The organism is Nocardia grenadensis (genome assembly GCF_050942415.1).
Classification (GTDB): domain Bacteria; phylum Actinomycetota; class Actinomycetes; order Mycobacteriales; family Mycobacteriaceae; genus Nocardia; species Nocardia grenadensis.
The window spans coordinates 5494608-5513670 of sequence record NZ_CP192054.1; the positions used below are offsets into that span (position 1 = coordinate 5494608).

At 68.8% G+C, this 19063-nt stretch carries 17 protein-coding genes; 7 read left to right on the forward strand and 10 right to left on the reverse strand.

Annotated features, from left to right (window positions below):
- Positions 1 to 4 precede the first annotated feature (4 nt).
- From ACQPYS_RS25265 to ACQPYS_RS25275, 3 genes are read right to left on the reverse strand one after another with little or no spacing between them, the layout of a single operon-like run.
- Positions 5 to 859, reverse strand: coding sequence for a haloalkane dehalogenase (locus tag ACQPYS_RS25265; RefSeq protein WP_433491000.1), 855 nt, complete (start codon positions 857 to 859; stop codon positions 5 to 7).
- 10 nt (positions 860 to 869) lie between these two features.
- Positions 870 to 1244 (reverse strand): pyridoxamine 5'-phosphate oxidase family protein, encoded by a 375-nt coding sequence (locus tag ACQPYS_RS25270; RefSeq protein WP_433491001.1) that lies wholly within the window; start codon positions 1242 to 1244, stop codon positions 870 to 872.
- Complete coding sequence (locus ACQPYS_RS25275; protein ID WP_433491002.1) at positions 1241 to 2056, reverse strand: SDR family oxidoreductase; 816 nt, start codon at positions 2054 to 2056, stop codon at positions 1241 to 1243. Before ACQPYS_RS25275 ends, ACQPYS_RS25270 begins: the two co-directional genes overlap by 4 nt.
- An 81-nt stretch (positions 2057 to 2137) precedes the next feature.
- Between ACQPYS_RS25275 and ACQPYS_RS25280 the strand changes: the two genes are divergently transcribed.
- Together ACQPYS_RS25280 and ACQPYS_RS25285 are read left to right on the forward strand one after the other, a co-directional pair.
- Positions 2138 to 2710: a TetR/AcrR family transcriptional regulator gene (locus ACQPYS_RS25280; RefSeq protein WP_433491003.1), complete on the forward strand. Its 573-nt coding sequence runs from the start codon at positions 2138 to 2140 to the stop codon at positions 2708 to 2710.
- Positions 2711 to 2792: 82 nt separating this feature from the next.
- Positions 2793 to 2975, forward strand: coding sequence for a recombinase family protein (locus tag ACQPYS_RS25285; RefSeq protein WP_433491004.1), 183 nt, complete (start codon positions 2793 to 2795; stop codon positions 2973 to 2975).
- Between the two features lie 201 nt (positions 2976 to 3176).
- Here ACQPYS_RS25285 and ACQPYS_RS25290 read toward each other — a convergent pair whose 3' ends face one another.
- The 6 genes from ACQPYS_RS25290 to ACQPYS_RS25315 all read right to left on the reverse strand — a co-directional run bounded on the left by ACQPYS_RS25290 (position 3177) and on the right by ACQPYS_RS25315 (position 10749).
- Positions 3177 to 3368: a PspC domain-containing protein gene (locus ACQPYS_RS25290; RefSeq protein ID WP_433491005.1), complete on the reverse strand. Its 192-nt coding sequence runs from the start codon at positions 3366 to 3368 to the stop codon at positions 3177 to 3179.
- 135 nt (positions 3369 to 3503) lie between these two features.
- Positions 3504 to 4889 carry a phosphoglucosamine mutase gene (glmM, locus tag ACQPYS_RS25295; protein ID WP_431940135.1) on the reverse strand — a complete coding sequence of 462 codons (1386 nt, stop codon included), beginning with the start codon at positions 4887 to 4889 and terminating at the stop codon, positions 3504 to 3506.
- 195 nt (positions 4890 to 5084) lie between these two features.
- Positions 5085 to 5597: a 30S ribosomal protein S9 gene (gene rpsI / locus ACQPYS_RS25300; RefSeq protein WP_433491006.1), complete on the reverse strand. Its 513-nt coding sequence runs from the start codon at positions 5595 to 5597 to the stop codon at positions 5085 to 5087.
- Positions 5594 to 6037: a 50S ribosomal protein L13 gene (gene rplM / locus ACQPYS_RS25305; RefSeq protein WP_063037138.1), complete on the reverse strand. Its 444-nt coding sequence runs from the start codon at positions 6035 to 6037 to the stop codon at positions 5594 to 5596. Before rplM ends, rpsI begins: the two co-directional genes overlap by 4 nt.
- Positions 6038 to 6188: 151 nt before the next feature.
- Complete coding sequence (locus tag ACQPYS_RS25310; RefSeq protein ID WP_433491007.1) at positions 6189 to 8051, reverse strand: hypothetical protein; 1863 nt, start codon at positions 8049 to 8051, stop codon at positions 6189 to 6191.
- A gap of 88 nt (positions 8052 to 8139) precedes the next feature.
- On the reverse strand, positions 8140 to 10749 hold the full coding sequence (locus ACQPYS_RS25315; protein WP_433491008.1) for an FHA domain-containing protein: 2610 nt from the start codon (positions 10747 to 10749) through the stop codon (positions 8140 to 8142).
- 114 nt (positions 10750 to 10863) lie between these two features.
- Between ACQPYS_RS25315 and ACQPYS_RS25320 the strand changes: the two genes are divergently transcribed.
- Positions 10864 to 12297 carry a metallopeptidase gene (locus ACQPYS_RS25320; RefSeq protein ID WP_063037132.1) on the forward strand — a complete coding sequence of 478 codons (1434 nt, stop codon included), beginning with the start codon at positions 10864 to 10866 and terminating at the stop codon, positions 12295 to 12297.
- 18 nt (positions 12298 to 12315) lie between these two features.
- Here ACQPYS_RS25320 and ACQPYS_RS25325 read toward each other — a convergent pair whose 3' ends face one another.
- Positions 12316 to 13884 (reverse strand): FHA domain-containing protein, encoded by a 1569-nt coding sequence (locus tag ACQPYS_RS25325; protein ID WP_433491009.1) that lies wholly within the window; start codon positions 13882 to 13884, stop codon positions 12316 to 12318.
- Positions 13885 to 14029: 145 nt separating this feature from the next.
- Between ACQPYS_RS25325 and ACQPYS_RS25330 the strand changes: the two genes are divergently transcribed.
- The 4 genes from ACQPYS_RS25330 (at position 14030) to ACQPYS_RS25345 (ending at position 19053) form a co-directional block, all read left to right on the forward strand.
- The gene (locus ACQPYS_RS25330) at positions 14030 to 15238 is read left to right on the forward strand and encodes a DUF7373 family lipoprotein (RefSeq protein WP_433491010.1); all 1209 of its coding nucleotides are present in this window, start codon (positions 14030 to 14032) and stop codon (positions 15236 to 15238) included.
- 401 nt (positions 15239 to 15639) lie between these two features.
- Positions 15640 to 16698: a TauD/TfdA family dioxygenase gene (locus ACQPYS_RS25335; RefSeq protein WP_433491011.1), complete on the forward strand. Its 1059-nt coding sequence runs from the start codon at positions 15640 to 15642 to the stop codon at positions 16696 to 16698.
- Entirely contained in the window at positions 16670 to 17680 is a 1011-nt protein-coding gene (locus ACQPYS_RS25340; protein ID WP_063037124.1) for an ornithine cyclodeaminase, read from the forward strand. The genes ACQPYS_RS25335 and ACQPYS_RS25340 overlap by 29 nt, the downstream gene beginning before the upstream one ends.
- A complete protein-coding gene (locus tag ACQPYS_RS25345; RefSeq protein ID WP_433491012.1) occupies positions 17671 to 19053 on the forward strand; it encodes an alanine racemase in 1383 nt (460 codons plus the stop codon). The genes ACQPYS_RS25340 and ACQPYS_RS25345 overlap by 10 nt, the downstream gene beginning before the upstream one ends.
- Positions 19054 to 19063 lie beyond the last annotated feature (10 nt).

Consider the following 19063-nt stretch of genomic DNA (forward strand, 5'->3'; position numbering starts at 1 on the left):
TGGGTCAGCGGAGGTTGTTGCGGTCCAGCCAGTCGGAGATGGCGGTAGCGAGCAAGTCCGGCTGGTCCTCGGGGGTGTGGTGGCCGGCGGCCTCGTCGTATCGCCGGATATCCAGGGCAGCCATGGTTTTCGCACACCAGTCGACGACGGCGGGTTCGGTCATCGTTCCGTACGTCGGTGTGAAGGTGACCATGAGTTTCGGTACGTCTGGGCTGGACGCCAGCCATTCGTCGTACGCTTCGGCGCGCGCGACGACGTCGGTCGGTGTCCCGTCCAGCGGCATCGAACGTGCCCAGCGCAGCAGCGGGATCCGGCTGTCCCGTGTCGGATACGGCCGCTGGTAAACCTCCAGGTCGGCGGGGTCGAGTTTGTCCGATATCGCCCGTAACCCGTCCTTGACGAAGGAATCGTCGAGGAACATGGACTCGCCGACGCCGTCGGTGCGGATGGCGCGCCACAGGTCTCGACCGGCCTCGGGGAACTCGTCCCAGCTCATCGGTTTTACGATGGTCTCGGTGAATGCGATCCCGCGTACCCGGTCCGGATGTCGGGCCGCCCAGTCGAACGCGAGCGCGCCGCCCCAGTCGTGGCCGACGAGCACCACGCGGTCCAACCTCATCGCGTCGAACCAGGCATCCAGATATCGCGCGTGGTCGGCGAACGTGTAATCGATCGGTGGTTTGCCCGAGTCCCCCATGCCGATCAGGTCCGGAGCGAACAGCCGGCCGGGGCCGACGCCGGGCAGGACATTGCGCCACAGGTACGACGAGGTCGGGTTCCCGTGCAGGAATACGATCGGCGCGCCGGTGCCGGTTTCGCGGTGGTGGATAGTCGAGTCGAGTACACGGGTGTCGGGCATGGATGTCCTTTCAGAGGTTGAGAGCGAGGATGCGATCGACCGCGATCTCGATGACGACGCGACCGGTGGGGGCGGGTGGAGTAGATCCGTAGCGGCGTTGGTAGCGGCGGGCGGCGAGGGCCACCCGATCGGCGATGCCGGACAGGGTGGCGACACCTTCGAGCGTCACCCAGCGAAAACCGTCCGGCTGGCAGAGGGCCACGCGCCCGCCGGTGCCCACGTTCCGTGCCTTACCAGAGGTGGCTACCGTCAGGACGCGAACCGTGCTCGTCACGGCGTCCCAGGTGAACCGCACCGGTGCGACATGCGGTGTCCCGTCCGACCGGATCGTGGTGAGGGTCGCGATCCGCGGCTCGGCGAGGAATGCCTCGATCTCGGGCTTCACCGGAAAGCGCCGGCAGTGCGGGTAGCCCAGTCGGCGAAGGTGCGCGGTGCACGACCGAGGACATGCGCCACGTCGGGGCTGATGCGCTGCTCGGCGGGCAGCGGGGCGCCGAGGATGGCGAGGGTACCGTCGACGACCGGTTCGGGCATGAACGTGAGCATCTGGGCACGCGCCTCGTCGCGGGTCTGTTCGACGTAGCGCACCGCGGCGCCGAGTGCGGCGCCGATGGCTGCGGCCCGGTCACGCGGGGTTACCAGCTCCGGGCCGGTCAGCTCGTATGTCCGGCCGACGTGCCCGTCCTCGCGCAGCGTCACTGCGGCGACCTCCGCAACGTCGGCCGGGTCTACGGTCGGCAGCCCGACACTGCCGAACGGTGCTGCGGCAGTGCGGGTGGCGCGGATGGACTCGACCCACGCGAACGCGTTGGAGTCGAGGCCACCGGAACGCAGGATAGTCCAGTCCAACCCGCTGCCACGCAGCGCGACCTCGAACCTCGCTGCGTGCCCGTATGCCGCCGGTCGTGTACCGACACCCTGGGACGACATCAGCACGACCCGCCGGATTCCCTTCTCCTTGGCGATGCCAAGGATCGCATCCGGGTCGTCGCCGGCGACGAGCAGGAACAACGCGTCGGCTCCGTCGAACGCGTCCCGCAGGCCGTCCGAGTCACCGAGATCGGCCGCCCGGTGCGCTACGCCGTCCGGCCGTGGCCCGGGTCGGCGGGACACCGCGGCTACCTGCTCGCCGGCACCTGTGAGGTTTCGGACCAGCTCGCCGCCGACATTTCCGGTCGCGCCAGTTACCACGATCACTACGACTCCTCGAAATAAGTTAGTTGACTGACTTACGGGAGACGCTAGTCGGGCCGCGCTGACTTGTCTAGACTTAGTCAGATGACTCACTCAACTGCGCGGGGGCCGGACAAGCGGGAACGTCTCACCGCCGCCGCAGCCACCGTCCTGCATGAGCAGGGGGTCGAGAAGACGACACTCGCCGACATCGCGCGCGCCGCCGACGTACCCGTCGGGAACATCTACTACTACTTCAAAACCAAGGACGAGCTGGTCGAGGCCGCCATCGGCGCGCACGGCGACACGTTGCGCGCACTGCTTGCCAAGCTCGACTCGCTGCCCACCCCACGTCAGAGGCTGGACGCGCTCGTCCGCGGCTGGGTCGATCAGCGTGATCTCGCCGCGCGGTACGGGTGCCCCACCGGCACGTTGGCCTCGGAACTGGACAAGCGCGCCGACGGCCTAAACCAGCAGCTGGCCAAGCACATGCGCAGCCTGGTCGACTGGGCCGAACGGCAGTTTCATGAGATGGGACACCAGCGCGATGCGCGCGAACTGGCCGTCGCGCTGATCGCCGCATACCAAGGGATCTCGGTGCTGACCAACACGCTCCGCGAGCCCGAGCTGATGGCCACCGAAGGCCGCCGCCTGCAACGCTGGATCGACTCCCTCTAACCCGCACGGGCGGGGGCTGTATCCGACCTCCGCACCCGCAATTGCGCAGCTCGCGCCGCCTGAGCCGCACCAGGTTTCGCAGATGACATGCACCCACAAGGCCTCCGGGAAAGACACCAGCCGGCCCAGGCTCGACGAGCTGCTCGCGTTCGTCCGCGAAGGCGACGAAGTGATCGTGCACTCGATGGATCGGCTCGCCCGCAACCTCGACGATCTGTGCCGGCCGAGCAGGCTGCGCGGAGCAGACCACAGCCCTGGCGCGTGATCTTGGGTTCTAGTGGTCGTCAGGGCTGCGGTCTATCTCGGGCCGGTGGCTACATGAAGGTGGTTATCGGCCCATTCCGTAGGCGTGTGCTTCCTGGCGGACGGCCGCGCGGACTTGGTCCAGTTGCTGGCGCTGTCGTGAGGTGTGGTCGGTCCGCATGTTGCGTGACCGGCCTGTTCCGCAGGATGCTTCAGCGCCGGGTCAGCGCTTCGGCATCAAGATCCACAACGCCAGGTAGATCAGGAACTGCGGTCCGGGCAGTAGACAGGACGCGACGAACAGGAGCCGGACGAGTCCGGAACTCCAGCCGAGGTATTCGGCGATACCGCCGCAGACTCCACCGATCCACCTATCGGTGGACGAGAGGGTGAAACGGCGTGCGGGGGCGGTCATGGCGGTCCTTTCGATCGCGTTGCTATACCGTCCACTATCCGCACCCGGCCGGTGGCCCGCATCGGCAGCGCCACCGACCCGCACCCTGATTTCCGGGGTCCGCGGCTCAGGGTCGGACCCTGAGCCGCGGACCGTTCAGACCGCCGCGACCAGTTTCGCGAGATCCTCGGCGAGCTGCTGAGCCCTTTCGTGCTCCTCGGCCTCCACCATCACCCGGACCAGCTGTTCGGTACCGCTGGGGCGCAGCAGAATCCGCCCGGTCTCCCCGAGCTGCGCCTCGGCGGCACGGACGGCCTCCAGGACCCCGGGGTCGGCGTTGACCGCGACTTTGTCCGTGACCGGGACATTCACCAGTACCTGCGGGACCTTCTGGATCACATTCGCCAGCTCGGCCAGGGTCGTGCCGGTGCGCGACATCCGCGCCATCAGCTGCAGACCGGTGAGGATGCCGTCACCGGTGGTGCCGTGACGCGGGAAGACCACATGGCCGGACTGTTCCCCACCGAGGGTGTAACCGCCGCCGCGGAGTTCCTCGAGAACGTAACGGTCACCGACTCCGGTGGTACGCACGGTGATGCCGGCCGCGCGCATCGCCAGGTGCAGTCCCAGATTGCTCATCACGGTGGCGACGAGGGTGTTCCCGGCCAGCGTTCCGGCGTCCCGCATGCCGATGGCGAGGATCGCCATGATGGCGTCACCGTCCACCACCTCGCCCGCGGCGTCCACCGCCAGGCAGCGGTCGGCGTCGCCGTCGTGGGCCAGACCAAGGTCGGCCCCGTGTTCCCGGACCGCGCGCTGCACCTGTTCGATATGGGTCGACCCGCAGCCGGCATTGATATTGAGCCCGTCCGGGTCCGCGTTGATCGCGATGACCCGGGCACCGGCCTCCCGGTAGGCCGCCGGGCCGACCTCCGAGGCGGCGCCGTGCGCGCAGTCCACGACGACGGTCAGTCCGCTCAGATCCCGGCCGGTGGCCTCCACCAGATGTTCGATATAGCGCTCATGGGTCCCGCCCACGCCGAACTGGCCGGGCAGATCCGTACCGGGCTGCCGCGCCCCGGCGGCACCGAGTACCCGGCCGATCGCCGCACCCGTGGGACGGTCCGTCCCACCGGAGGCCACCCGGGCCTCGATACGTTCCTCGACGGCGTCTTCGAGCTTGTGCCCGCCCGCCGCGAAGATCTTGATTCCATTGTCCGGCATGGGATTGTGCGAGGCGGAGATCATCACGCCCAGACTCGCGTCGTACAGACCGGTCAGATAGGCGACGGCCGGGGTCGGCAGCACACCGACCGGTAACACATCCATTCCCGCGGCGGTCAGGCCCGCGGTCACCGCGGCCTCCAGCATCTCCCCGCTGGCGCGTGGATCCCGCCCGACCACCGCGACCTTGCGGTGACCGGTGTGCAGGTCCACACCCAGGACCTGCGCCGCCGCCCCGGCAACCCGTAACGCCAGCTCCGGGCTCAACGTATCGTTGGCGAGCCCGCGTACGCCGTCGGTGCCGAACAGATGTCCCATACCTTGCCCCTCGTCAGTGAGTCCACAGCGCGCGACGACGCCTGCCGAAACTGCCCTCGGAACGGCCGGCCGACGAACACCGCGGTAGATATAGCACGAGAGCAGGCGACCGGACTCCGGCCGGTCGCCTGCTCTCGGAACCGACACCGGCTCGTCCACCCGCACGCGGCGGGTGGACAGCCGGCATCGGCGATATCAGCGCTTCGAGTACTGCGGCGCTTTACGGGCCTTCTTGAGGCCGTACTTCTTGCGCTCGGTGGCACGCGGGTCACGGGTGAGGAACCCGGCGCGCTTGAGCGCGGGGCGGTCGTCCGCATTGACCACGGTCAGCGCCCGGGCGATGGCCAGGCGCAGCGCGCCGGCCTGACCCGAGGGGCCGCCGCCGTGCAGGCGGGCGTACACATCGAAGGATTCGACGCGCTCGACGGTGACCAGCGGCGACTTCACCAGCTGCTGGTGGACCTTGTTCGGGAAGTAGTCCTCGATCGAGCGGCCGTTGAGCACGAAGTTGCCGGTACCCGGCACCAGGCGCACGCGGACCACGGCCTCTTTACGGCGGCCGACGGTCTGCACCGGACGGTCCAGCGGGGCCACGTACTCGACGAACTCGGCGTCGTCGTCGTAGACGACACCCTCGTCCAGCACCTCGGCGGCGGCGTCTTCGACGACCGCTTCGTCGTATTCGGTGTATTCCTCGGGAGCGGTCACTGGGCCACCTGCTTGATCTCGAACGGAACGGGCTGCTGCGCGGCGTGCGGATGGGTCGGGCCCGCGTACACCTTCAGCTTGCCGGCGATCGCGTTGCCGAGTTTGTTCTTGGGGATCATGCCCTTGACGGCCTTCTCCACCAGGCGGTCGGGGCGCGTATCCAGCACCTGACCGACAGTGCGGGACTTCAGGCCGCCAGGATGCCCGGAGTGGTGGTGGATGAGCTTGTTCTGCCGCTTGTTGCCGCTGATGGCGACCTTGTCGGCATTGATGATGATGACGAAATCGCCACCATCCATATGCGGTGCGTAGGTCGGCTTGTGCTTACCGCGCAGCAGATTCGCTGCCTGCACGGCAAGACGGCCGAGCACTACGTCAGTGGCGTCGATGACGTACCACTGCCGGGTCACGTCACCCGCCTTCGGGCTGTACGTAGGCACAGTGCTTCCCTGTCTGTCGTCGATGCTGCCGGCCCAGTGCGTGGTCGAGGGGTTCCCGGCGGCCGGTTGAGACCCGGGCCTCGGCGTACCACACACCAGCCGGTGACGATACCAGCCGGGTGGTGCCACCCGGAAACCGCCCGGACACTGGTCAGATATCGATCGGCGGGCCCGGGTCGGCGATCCCCGGTAGACCGGGTACCAGATAGCGGAGGGTGTCGATACCGGGTTCGGCGCATTCGGCCGGATCCCGTTCCTCGGCCGCTCCGGGTTCCGGTGCCGCCCGGCGCGCGGAATCGCCGGGCGCGGGGGCCGTGGGGACGCGAGCGTAGAGCGGAAGACCGCCGTTGTCATCCGCGTCCTCGGCGCCTGGAGCGGAGCCGCGTGGCTCGACGGTGACCCGTGGCATGGGTACACATCCGGCCGTCGCGGTCGACGCCGCGATGCCGGGTGCGGCCGTTGCGTTGATCACCGGTTCGGTTCCGGCGCCGGCCTGTGCGGTCCCCGCCCCGTCCGCGCCCCACGCCGTGGCGGCGAGTGCGGCCACACCGATGACGGCATGGGCGCCGAACAGATTGTCCTTCATCTTGTTCCAGAGCTTGCCCTTGCCCCGGTCGCCCTCCGGCCCCGGGCCGGGCCGCTGCCCACCGCCGGGCCCGGGCTGGCCGGGGTCCTGCGGCGCCGCGGACTGAGCACCGGTTTCCGGATCGGGTGGCCGGGTGAACCGGCTGGCCGGCCCCGAGATCGGTGGCGGCAACTCGCCCCGGTCGACCTTCACCGTGGCGTCCTGGTCCGGCTGCGCGGACGGGCCGTACGGTGCGGGGCCGGGCCACCCCGGCGGCGCCGCGGGCCCACCCGGCACCGGACCGCCGGGCCCGGACTGTTCCGGGCCGGGACGCGAGGCGTTCGGATCGGGCCGGGCCGGCGGTGGCGGCACTGTCACGTGCGGACCGGGCGTCGGCGGATTCGGGGCCGGCGGGTGCGGGCCCGGTGCGGGCCGGTAGGCGCCGGGCGGCGGGTTCCGACCCGGAACAGGTCCGTTCGGAAATAATCCGGCCGGCGGCTGCCCGGGAACCGCATAGTTCGCGGCGGGCTCCGGCTGCGGCGCCGTATTCGGCCCGGCCTGCGGGTAGGGCGCCGGCTCCTCCTCGTCGTCCTCGCTCTCGCTGATCAACAGATGCGTGGCACCGAGAACGAGCGCGTGCATGGGATGTTCCGCCTTTTTCAGGCGCTGCCCCAGATGGTTGCGGAAGGCGAACCGCAGGGTCTCGTTGAACACCACCTGCCCGGCGAGCAGGACCGTCGAATTGTCGGCCCCGATGGAGCGGGCCGCGGCCATCACCTCGATCACGGTGTCGTCGGCTACGCGGGGGTTGCGGGTCGATTCGGGCTCGATCGGTACGTACACCGATTCGGTGGGCCGCTCCTCGTCTCCGTGTACCGCGACCACCAGCACATTCGCCCGGCCGTCCACCACCTGACCGTCGAAATGGACCGCGGTGGCCCCGACTCCTTCGGGCAGGGCGGGATCAGGCGGCCGGACCAGGCCGAGGGCGCGGACATAGCCCGACAGCGCGATCGATTCCGGGATCGGCTCGACCTCGACATCGAGCTGCTCGACCAGCTGGGCGTAGGCGTCGATCTTCGCGTCCGGCCAGTCGTCCGGATACGGCAGCGCGACCACATCGGGTTTACCCCGCAGATAGGTCCCCACCGCGGCCAGCGGGTTGTAGAGACGGGCCCGGAACACCAGCTCGGCGGGCCAGGTCGCCCCGGCGATGACGATCTGCGGATGCCCGAGGATGTCGCGGACATCGGGGATCGCCATCCCCAGCTCGGGCCGCTGCCGGTCCGCGCCGGCGGTGTAGAGCCGGCCGGAGGCGTCGGCCAGCAGATAGGCGGGGGGGTTGTAGCTTCCCTCGACCTGTACGGGGCGGATGGGCACGCCGGATCCGCCCGCGGCCACGGACACCACATCCCACCCGAGATGTACCGCCCCAACTCGCACCATCACAGGCATCAGTGTGCCTGGTGTGTGGTCGGCGCGCTCGCCGCCCCCACCCACCAGCGGCGGAGGCGGCGGATCGGCCCGTTCACCTGTCTCATCTCGCGGACTTCTTCAGCCGCAGCCGGGTCCAGGTGAGGAGCGCGAGCATCACTGTGATGGCCACCACCAGGCCGATATCCAGGAACCATGCGCTACGCGTGTGTTCCCAGAAGGCGTCCTGTTGCGAGTGGACGAACAGTGAGCGAATATCCACCGTCGACGCCGCCGCGGCGTAGCCCCAGCGCGAGGGAAACAGCCACGAGATCTGTTCCAGCACCACCCGGTCGGTCACCGGGATGAGACCGCCGGCCATCACCAACAGGCCCATGATCGCTACCACCAGCAGCGGCATCACCTGCTCGCTCGATTTGGCCAGACTCGACAGCAGCAGCCCGAACACCACACAGGCGATCGCCGTGACGGCGATATCTATATAGAGCTCGGCGCCACCGATGGCCAGCGCCGAACCCTCCTCGGGCCGTTTCTTGCCCAGCAGCACGAAACCGATCATCACACCCGATTGCAGCAACGCGGCCACACTGAAGACCACGATCTTCGCGGTCAGGTAGGCCCCCGACCGCAATCCGACCGCGCGTTCGCGCAGGAAGATGGTCCGCTCCCCGACCAGATCACGCACGGTGAGCGTGGACCCCATGAAGCAGGCGCCCAGAAGCAGCACCACCAGCAACTGTTGCGGTTCGGAACTGCCGGCCCGGACGAAGTTGCCGTCGTCGGTCTGGATGAGCGGTGGCGGCGAGAACCCGTACTGTCCCGGCACCACCAGCGACAATCCGCCGAGTACGAACGGCAGCAGCACCAGGAAGACCAGGTAGCCGCGGTCGGCCAGGATCAGCCGCAGCTGCCGCCGCGCCAGCGTAGAGAACTGTTTCCAGGCACCGGACTGCGGGGGCGAACCACCACCGCTCTGCCGTGCCGCGGGCGGCGGCGGGGGCGGCAACGCCGCCTGCCGGGATCGGTAGTGCGCGAACGCGGCATCCGGGTTGGCCGCCACATCGGCGAAGATCTTGGCCCAATCGCTGGTCCCCAGCGCGGCTTCGACACCGGCCGGGTTTCCGGCATAGGCGGTTTTACCGCCGGGCGCCAGCAGGACCACCTGGTCGCACATGTCCAGGCAGGCCACGGAGTGGGTGACCACGATCACTACGCGACCGGCGTCGGCCAGTTCGCGCAGCATCATCATGACCTGGCGGTCGAGAGCCGGGTCCAGGCCCGAGGTTGGTTCGTCCAGGATGAGCAGTGAGGGACCGGTGAGCAGCTCCAATGCCACCGAGGCCCGCTTGCGCTGGCCACCGGAGAGCCGGTCGACCCGGGTATGGGCGTGTTCGGTGAGCGAGAGTTCGCGCAGGACACCGTCGATCACCTCGCGACGATCGGCAGTGGAGGAGTCGGGCGGCAGTCGCAGTTCCGCGGCGAACCCCAGGGCCTGCCGGACGGTGAGCTGCCGGTGCAGCACATCGTCCTGGGGCACCATGCCGATACGGGAGCGTAGCGCCTCGTATTCCGCGTGCAGATCACGACCCTCGAAGGTCACGGCACCACCGGAGGGTTGAGTGCTACCCGCGATCAACCGCGACAGCGTCGACTTACCCGCCCCGGAGGGACCGATCAGCGCGGTCAGCGTGCCACGCGCGGCCTGCATGTTCACATCGACGAGCAGCTGTTTGTTGCCCTCGACGGTGAACCCGACCCCGTGCACGGCCAGGCCCTGTTCGGCGACCGGGCGCTGCCGGTGCACCAGCGTGCCCTGCTGGACCTCGAAGTCGATATTGCCGATGGTGATGATGTCGCGTTCGCGCAGCACCGTGCGCTGCTGCCGGACACCGTTGACGAATGTTCCGTTGGCCGAACCGAGGTCCTCGATGGCGAGACCTTCGGCCCCGGCGACGAGGCGCGCGTGTTTACGCGAGGCCAGCGGATCGTTGACGACGATCTGGTTGTCCGAGGTCCGCCCGATCGCCAGACCCCCCGGCGGGATCCGGTCGGCGCGGGCGATCGGCCCCTCGATATTGCGATGGCGGACCGGCGGAACGGCAGCCACGCTCGCCTTGGCGGTCATATTCACATTGGCGGGCTGCGGCGGGACGACCGGCGGCTGGGCCGCGGTGGCGACCTGCGGTGCCCGGGGCGGCTGCCCGCCGTGCGGCGGCCGTTGCTGCGGTGCCGGACGCTGCGCGGGCAATGGCCGGCTGGGGGTCTGACCGCGCTGGCCGTGCGGTCCGACCTGCGGGTGCGGGCCGGACTGCGGCCGGGGAGGTGGCGCGGGACGCGGCGGCGGCTGGGCGGGACGCGCCTGCGACGGCGGCCGCGCCGGCTGCTGTTGCTGCTGGGGGACTCCGGAGGGAACGAGCCAGAGCAGTGGACCGCTGATCGCGTCACCGAGCCGGACCTGGGTGGCCCGGTCGATCGGAACGGGCCCACCGACCCGGCGAGCATCGACGAACACCCCGTTGGTACTTCCGTTGTCGGTGAGCACCCAGGCTCCCGACTGCCAGGCCAATATCGCGTGGACCCGTGATACCAGCGGACTGTCGACGAACAGCGTCACCTCGGGCGCACGACCCAGAGTGATCTGCTGATTCGAATCGAAGACTCGTTCGGTTCCATCATGGCGCACCGTGATGGTGCGCACCCCCGGTGCAGACATGCAGCGGATACTATTCCATTACCCGGGCGTCGGAGGCGCCCCCGAGCAGGGGCGAACTCCCCGCTCCGGAGGCGACGAGCGGCACCCGAACCGGCCGAATTTGGGGGAGGATCCATGCCGAAACTCACGACCGCAGCTGTCGTCGTCTCGGCGTTGTGCGCACTGCTGCTGGTCACCGGGTGTACCCGTGCCGTGGACGGCCGGGCGGTATCGATCTACGACAATCCCTTCCAGGTCGCCGGTCTGCCGACCACCAGCGGCCCCAGCGGTCCCCGGGAGAACCCGCCGACCTCCGACCTCGTCGCCGAGCACAGCGACGGCGGCGAGATCGATACCCTCGCGCTGAACGCGGTCACCGATGTACAGGCGTACTGGGAGCAGCACTACGACGCCGAGTTCGAGGGCGAGTTCGAACCGGTCGGCAAATTGATTTCCTGGAGTGCCCGGGATTCGCGACGCGAATCGGTGGAATTCTGCACCGAATCGACCTATCGGATGGTGAACGCCGCCTACTGCCGGCTGGACAACTCCATCGGCTGGGACCGGGCGCTGCTACTGCCCACCATGACCGAGACGTTCGGGAAGATGTCGGTGGTGATGGTGATCGCCCACGAGTACGGGCACGCCATCCAGAACAACGCGAATATCGTCGACCGCGACGACCCGGTGATCGTCAAGGAACAGCAGGCCGACTGTTTCGCCGGGGCATACATGCGCTGGGTGGCCGAGGGGAAGTCGGACTACTTCACCATCAACACCTCCGACGGCCTGAACTCGGTCCTCGCCGCCACGGTGGCGATCCGCGATTCGGATCCCGACGATCCCGAGAGCGTGCACGGTTCGGCCTTCGAACGGGTTTCGGCGGTGCAGATCGGTTTCACCGACGGCGCCAAGGGGTGCAAGGGGATCGATATGAACGAGATCGACCAGCGCCGAGGTGATCTGCCCCAGAGTTTCGAGGGCACGTCCGGGGAGTTCGAGATCACCGAGCGGAGCCTGGTCGAACTGAGCAAGGCCCTGTCGGTGATCCTGCCGAACCCACAGGAGCCGACCTACCGTTACGACGGGGCCGAAATCGAATGCAGCGACGGCGTCCCCACCGAGCCCGTCACCTATTGTCCGGCCAGTAATACGATCGCCACCAATATCGACGGACTCGCCGAGCGCGGGGCCGCCACCGATGATTCGGAGGTCCCGCTGCCGGTGAAGGTCACCGGAGACTACAACGGCTACGTGGTGTTCATCTCGCGCTACACCTTGTCGGTGCAGCAGAGCCGGGACCAGGAACTGGTGGGGGCGAAAACGGGGTTGCGGGCGGCTTGTCTGTCCGGGGTGGCCACCGGGAAGCTGGCGGAATCCGGGCGGGCCGAGGGCGATATCACGCTGGCCGCCGGTGATCTGGACGAGGCGGTCTCGGGCCTGCTGGCCGACGGCCTGGCCGCCAGCGATGTCGAGGGTAAAACGGTGCCGAGCGGGTTCTCCCGCGTGGATGCCTTCCGCGCCGGGGTGCTCGGCGGCGAGGACACCTGCAGCGCCCGGTACGAATAACGCGCGGCCGCACCCGCGTCACAGGCCGAAGGGGGGCGGCGCGGCCGATTCGTACCGCAGCATTCGATGGCCGATCAGGATCTCGGTGCCGGGCACCAGCACCACGGCTTGATGCGGCGGGATTCGGACCCAGTCCCGGAAACCCGTGGCCCGGGTGCGGGTGCCGTTGGTGGACCCCCGGTCGACCAGCGTCACATCCCAGTTCACCAGCAGCAGCTCCGCGTGCGCGCGGGACATCCCGCCAGAATTGTCGGCCACCTGTAGTGGGGTGAGGCCCCGGCGCGCGGGTTCGGAATGCTCCGGATCGCGACCCAGCACGGAATCGCTTTCCAATAGATAGGTCGCACCGTCGTCGAGGACCAGGATGCCCAGCGGCGGGCGCACCACTTCGATCAACGGCTGCGTCTGGTCCACGGGCATACCGCAGACGCTGCAGAATGCCGCCCGGGGATCGGTGGGATGAGCACGCGCGCATTTGAATCCCATGACCTTCACGGTGAGCGCGGTGCCCTTCGCGGTGGCCTCGGTCCGGCGCCGCAGTTCCGGGTCCAACGGGGGCGTCCCGCGCTCGGGTGGCCCGGACAGCGCGTCGGGTGACACGTACGGCCGGTGCCGGCGCGGGGTGGGATGTGCGGGTGTCCGGTACGGCGCTTCCGGCTCCGGTTTCCGGGAGTCCGCCGTCTCGTCGGGTCCGGCCGCCGGACCGCCGCGCGGGGGCTGCCGGCCGCTGATCTCGGTCTGTGCCCGGTGCGGATCGGTGTCCGGGACCGCGGTCGGCGGGGCGCCGGTGGGATCCGGATCTCGCGGGTCACCGCGGAACCCACTCACCCGTTCGGACAGTTCGACCGTGTCCGGCAGTGGCGTCGATACGGCGGTGGCCACGGCATCGGGGTCCACCGGTGCCGCGGGTGGCCCGTCCGGCGCCTGGAGCGCGGGCCGCATCGTGCCGCCGGTCACCGCGGTTTCCGCGGCCGGCTCCGGTGCCGCCCGCATACCGGTCGCCATCACCCGGGAACCGGTCGGGCCGCCGGGGTCACCGGTCGATGTCCAAGCGATCATCCCGCCGGCCTCGGCGATGCCCTCCACCAGCCGTCCGATACCACGGGTGGCCGGCAGTACGGGCCGGAAATCCACGTCCGGGTCGCCGGCGGTGTCGTCGACGAACAGCGCGACCGCGCGGTCCGGTATCGCCGCCGCCCGGTCGACGGTGAAGACCGCGTCGCGACCGTGGAAGTACTCGCTGTCCGCACCGTCGAGGACCGCGGTCACGGCACCGTGCAGGAATATCGCCACCCGATCCGGACCGGCCGCGGAGAGGATGCCGAAATCGACCGCGGTGCCCGGGCTCGTCCGGTCTGCCTGGGCCATGAGCCATCTGGTCGCCTCCCGGGCGATCAGCGCACCCGGGCCGTCGGGCCGGCACACGGCGGCCTCGTGCACCAGTTCGGCAAGCTCGACCAGGGCCCGCACCGCCGGAGAATGCTCGGTGGGCCGGCCCGCACCGCGATGGGCCACCAGCACCACGGCCCCCGCGATCCGGGCCGCCGCATGCGCGCCGACGACGACTTCGACCTGCTGATCCCACACGAGGATCAGCTTCCGTCGGAGTCGCGCTGCGGTTGGCCTGCCACCAGTCCAGGGTATGGCACGGCATCGCGACGCCCCTCCCCGAGACCGCCGTCCGTCGGGTAACTTCGACACCGCAGTTTCGATCGGAACGAGGGGCCAGCCCATGGTTCGGATATCGCGTGCCAGCACCGTCACCGCGGTCGTCGCTCTGGTGGCGGCCGCACTGTCCGGATGCGGTTCCCTGGCGGGGACACCGGTCCCGGGCGAGATCGACGTGCGCACGCTGGCGGTCGGCGACTTCCCGGTCGACAGGTTCGGCTACCCCGCCGACGCGGGCGGCAGCGGGCCCGTCCTGGAGGGCATCCGCATGTCGGAGGCGGTCGTGACCAGCAGCCAGGTCGATCCTTCCCTGAAATACGGCCGCGGTTCGAAGGTGCTGCCCGATACCGCGACCGCGATCAATTTCCTGGCCAATGTGTCCGAGCCGGTGCTGAAGAATCGCCGGATGGTGGTCGGGTACGCGGCCAGCGGGGCCGATCGTGACGATCCGGAGGGCCGGACCCGCCCGGATCCCGATGCCACGGCGATCACCGTGGTGGCGCTGCGTTTTCCCGATACCGCGGCGGCGGCGAAAGCGGCAAAGGAATTGGAGGACGCCGATATCGGGGTCTCGCCGGACAACCGGCGGCTGAAGTCGGAGAAGCATCCCGACGCGCTGGTGCACTGGCGGCCTGGTATCGCCAATATCGGCGCCTTCCTGGCCCACGACGAGTTCGTGATCTCGCTGTTCGTGCAGCGGCCGAAAGCCGATAGCAAGGATCTGGTGTCCTGGGTGGACAAGACCTTGACCGCGCAGCTCGCCCAGCTCGGCCGGTTCCGTCCCACCCCCATCGCCGATATCGCCGATCTCCCGGTGGATCCGGAGAACCTGCTCTCCCGCGTGGTGGTCGCGGACCGTTCGGGTCAGGTTCCCGATCCCGACAAGTTCGCCGTCTATGGCCGCAACTACCTGATCAACTCGGCCGATGATCAGCCCGCCCGCGCCCGGCTGCTCGACGAGTCCGGATTCGAGGCCACCGCCTACGCGGACGGCAGTTCGGTGGCGCGGGTCCGCGATCCAGCGGGTGCGCCGATCCTGGTGGACGGTTTCGTCGAGTCGACGGGTGCGGCCTACGATCCCCGTCCCGCCCCGGCCGATGTTCCGGGCGCGAAATGCCTGCAGCTCAACAGCTCCGGCGATCCACAGCACCAGTACCGGTTCCGCTGCTTCGTGCCGTACAAGCGGTATGTGGGCGTGGTATCCAGCGACAGCGAGAACGAGATCGAGCAGAAGACCGCGGCCCAGTACGCCCTGCTCGCCAACAGCCTCTGACCCCGGCCGGCCGGTCGGTGACCGGCCGAATTCGTTGCGGCACGGACTTTCTCGCCGCACGGCGCGGCACGCCGATTTTGCCGCAAGGGCAGGCTAGCCTTAGCGTGTTCTGCGTCTCATCGTGACGCGAGCGATCGGCGCCCGCATACCCGTCCACCAGCACCTCGAGCGTGTAATGCGCAAACGCTATCGCACGCCATAGTTAGGCTACCCTTGCCATGAGTGCGTGGAAGCACTAACTTCGCATCGACTCATCACCGCCGGTACTCCGAACAACGCTTCCGAGAAGGGAAATTTTGGTGAAAAGCGTTCTCTCCCAACGTAAGACGCTTCACCCTCCTAGCATCGAAGATATCGAGCACCGTGAGTTATCCGAGACAGCCGGACGGGCGGTACGTGGCTTGGCCGCTGAGATCGCCTTCACACTGCCTCGCACGCCGACTACTACCCCGCGCACTCTCGCCGACCCCGCGCTGATCGAGCTGATCGCGGCCCGCGCCGGCGAACTCCCCGCGGAAGTCCACACCGCCATGTGCCCGCCCGCCACCGCGGCCGGCGCGTGCGTGCTGCGCCGACTGCCGCTGCGCGACGACGAAATCGGTCCCACCCCACCGGATTGGCAGAGCGCGACCGCGTGGACCGCCGAACCCGACCGCCCCGGCTGCTCGTTCGAGCTGGATATCGCCATGCTGCTGCTGGCCGCGGCGGCCGGGGAACCGTTCGGCTGGGCCGGTCAGCAGGACGGCCGCCTGGTCAACAACATCGTGCCCGCGGCCGGACACGAGCTCGAGCAATCCGGGGCCAGCAGCACCATCCTGCTCAGCCCGCACACCGAGGACGCCTTCCATCCGCTGCGCGCGAATCTGCTGTTGCTGGGCTGCCTGCGCAACCCGGACCGCGTCGGCACCACCGTCTCGTCGGTGCGCAGAGTCGGCCTCACGGCAGCGGAACAGGATGTGCTGCGCACCCCCACCCTGCCGATCCTGCCGGACGTCTCCTATGGCTCCGACTTCGACCGCGAAACCGCGGTACCGGTGCCCACACTCTGGTGCGAGCCCGGGCACGAAGGCAGGCCCGAGGCCCTCACGATGCGATTCGACCCCGCCTACACCCCGCTCGACGACGCCGGCCCGCACTACCGCGCGGCTTACCAGCGGCTGGAAAACGAACTCGAACGAGTATGCGTTCTGGCCTGTCTCGAACCCGGTGAGCTGCTCCTGGTCGATAACGATGTCGCAGTTCACGGCCGGGTTCCGTTCACCGCGCGCTACGACGGCACCGACCGCTGGCTCAAACGAGTGAACATCCGGCTACCCGAACGCCCTCGCCGCGCAGCCGAATCCGGGGAGAATGGATACGGTCAGCGAATCATCGCGCCCTTCGCGCCGCTACCGGCGCAACGGGCGCGGGCAGAGCGGAACGGTGCAGTAGATGATCGAGGATCCGTTGAGCACACGTGACCGGCCGACCCCCCTGCGTGTCCTGAGCCGCGGCGATCTCGCCGATGTGCCGGTGGCCCCGGCCGAGGTGGTCCGCGCGGTGGAAGAGGCGTATATCGCACTGGCCGCAGGGGATTCCGATAATCCACGCAAGCTCAGCGTGGCCAATCCGGACGGCTGGTCGGTCGCCTACGCGATGCTGGGACGGGACGGACGGCGCCGGGTGGTCGCCATGAAGACGTCCTACAAGTTCGATCCCGGCCACGACCGCACCACCAAGCGCTACTACACCACGATCACGCTGTATGACGACACCACGGGCGCGCCCATCGCCATGATGGACTGCGCGCGGGTGGGCGCGCTGCGCACCCCGGCGGTATCGGCGCTGCTGGTGCGCGAGACGGTACACCGTGACGCCGATACCGTGCTGCTGATCGGGACCGGCACCCAGGGCCGCAACGCGCTACCGCATCTGCTGGCCGCCAACCCGCAGTTGCGCAAACTGATGCTCTACGGCACCCACCCCGAGGGACTCGAGGCGGTGCACCGGCAACTCTCCGACTACGCCCCGCACGCACTGCTGGAGACCGTCGACGACCCCTACGCCGCGGCGCGGACCGCGGATGTGGTGCTGGCGACGGCCGGACCGGGCACCGAGGTGGCCATCGAATCCGAACACCTCAAACCGGGTTCGGTGGTGGTGCTGGTGGGTTACGGACTGGCCCCTTCCACACTGCACGGCGCCGACCGGGTGATCGCCACCAGCGCCGAGCAGATGGCACTGACCGGCACCGATATGGCCGACGACAACGGCGAACTACGCCGGGTGGACGCGGAACTGCCGCAGATACTGAGCCGGCGCGCCGTCGCCCGGCAGCGCGCGGACCAGAAGATCTTCGTCTACAACAGCGGTCTGGTACTCACCGATATCGCGGTGGCCCACGCTCTGGCCGAACGGGCCATCGCCGAGGGCCGCGGCACGGAGGTCTCGCTATGGGATTGACCGGAGCCGATGCCCCCACCGGCGCCGGATCCGGATCGTCGGACCACTACGGGGGGACCGTCGCGGCGCCGGTCCCCGCCCATCGCGATCGGTGGGAGCAGCGGATCCTGGCCGATCCGCAACTCCTGGGCGATATCGCCTTCGCGGTCGGTGGCCCCTTCCACCTGATGTATCCCGCCCGGGTGGTCGACAATATCCGCGGCTTTCAGCGGGTTTTCACCGAGACCGGGGTTACCGGCGCGGTGTACTACGGCAAGAAGGCCAATAAGGCGGCCTGTGTGGCGCGGGCCTGCGCCACCGCCGGGGCCGGTATCGATGTATCGAGCACCGGCGAACTCACCGCCGCACTCGGACAGGGCATCCGCGGCGCCGATCTACTGGTCACCGGGCCGGAGAAAAGCGACGATCTGCACTGGCTGGCCGCCCGGCACGGATGCCTGATCGCCGTGGACAGTATCAGCGAGTTGAAACGCCTGACGGTCTTCGATATCCCGGTCCGGGTATTGCTCCGGGCGCTGCCCCCGGCATCGGCCAGCCGGTTCGGCATGTCGGCCGAGGAACTGGATCACGCCGTTTCCGAGTCGGCGGATCACCCGTCGATCTCCCTGCAGGGGTTCAGTTTCCATCTCTCCGGTTACGACCCGGCCCCCCGCGCCGAAATGGCCGGGCAATTGCTCGACCGGTGCCGCGCCGCACGGGCGCTGGGCCATCCGGCCACCACCATTTCCATCGGCGGCGGGTTCGGTGTCGATTACGTGCCTGCCGCCGAGTGGGCGGAGTTCCGGGAACAGGTGACCCGCCGCTGGTTCCATTCCGGAAAAGCGTTCGAGTCGTACTATCCGTATTCCTTCCCCGAACCCGGCCCCGCCATGCTCTCCGCGATTCTCGGACGCCACGGGCTCGCCGGCCGCTTGCGGCGCACGGAGACGACCCTGGCGGTCGAACCGGGCCGCGCCCTGCTGGACCGGGCGGGCAGCACGGTATTCCGGGTACAGGGTGGCAAGACCCGCCACGAACACGGACAGCCCTACCGGATCCTGACGGTGGACGGTTCGAGTCTGAGCCTCTCCGAACAATGGTTCGACAGCGAATACCTGCCCGACCCGGTCCTGTGGCCGGAGGGCCCCGGGACCCCGACCGCCACGGTCGTCGGCGCCGCGACCTGTCTCGAATCGGACATGCTGAGCTGGCGCCGGATTCCGTTGCCCCGCGCGGCCGCGGCCGGCGATCTGCTGATCTACCCGAATACGGCCGGATATCAGATGGATTCCAACGAATCGCCCTTTCACGAACTGCCCCTTCCGCCGAAGGTGGTGCTTTCCGAAGCGCCGGGCGGCCGGTATCGCTGGGCCCTCGATCAATCCCGTTCCTGAGACCATCGGT

Coding starts and splice junctions, on each gene's coding strand:
- ACQPYS_RS25265 (WP_433491000.1), bottom strand. CDS start 859: ATGCCCGACACCCGTGTACTCGACTCGACTATCCACCACCGCGAAACC.
- ACQPYS_RS25280 (WP_433491003.1), top strand. CDS start 2,138: ATGACTCACTCAACTGCGCGGGGGCCGGACAAGCGGGAACGTCTCACC.
- ACQPYS_RS25285 (WP_433491004.1), top strand. CDS start 2,793: ATGACATGCACCCACAAGGCCTCCGGGAAAGACACCAGCCGGCCCAGG.
- ACQPYS_RS25290 (WP_433491005.1), bottom strand. CDS start 3,368: ATGACCGCCCCCGCACGCCGTTTCACCCTCTCGTCCACCGATAGGTGG.
- glmM (WP_431940135.1), bottom strand. CDS start 4,889: ATGGGACATCTGTTCGGCACCGACGGCGTACGCGGGCTCGCCAACGAT.
- ACQPYS_RS25315 (WP_433491008.1), bottom strand. CDS start 10,749: ATGTCTGCACCGGGGGTGCGCACCATCACGGTGCGCCATGATGGAACC.
- ACQPYS_RS25320 (WP_063037132.1), top strand. CDS start 10,864: ATGCCGAAACTCACGACCGCAGCTGTCGTCGTCTCGGCGTTGTGCGCA.
- ACQPYS_RS25330 (WP_433491010.1), top strand. CDS start 14,030: ATGGTTCGGATATCGCGTGCCAGCACCGTCACCGCGGTCGTCGCTCTG.
- ACQPYS_RS25340 (WP_063037124.1), top strand. CDS start 16,670: ATGATCGAGGATCCGTTGAGCACACGTGACCGGCCGACCCCCCTGCGT.
- ACQPYS_RS25345 (WP_433491012.1), top strand. CDS start 17,671: ATGGGATTGACCGGAGCCGATGCCCCCACCGGCGCCGGATCCGGATCG.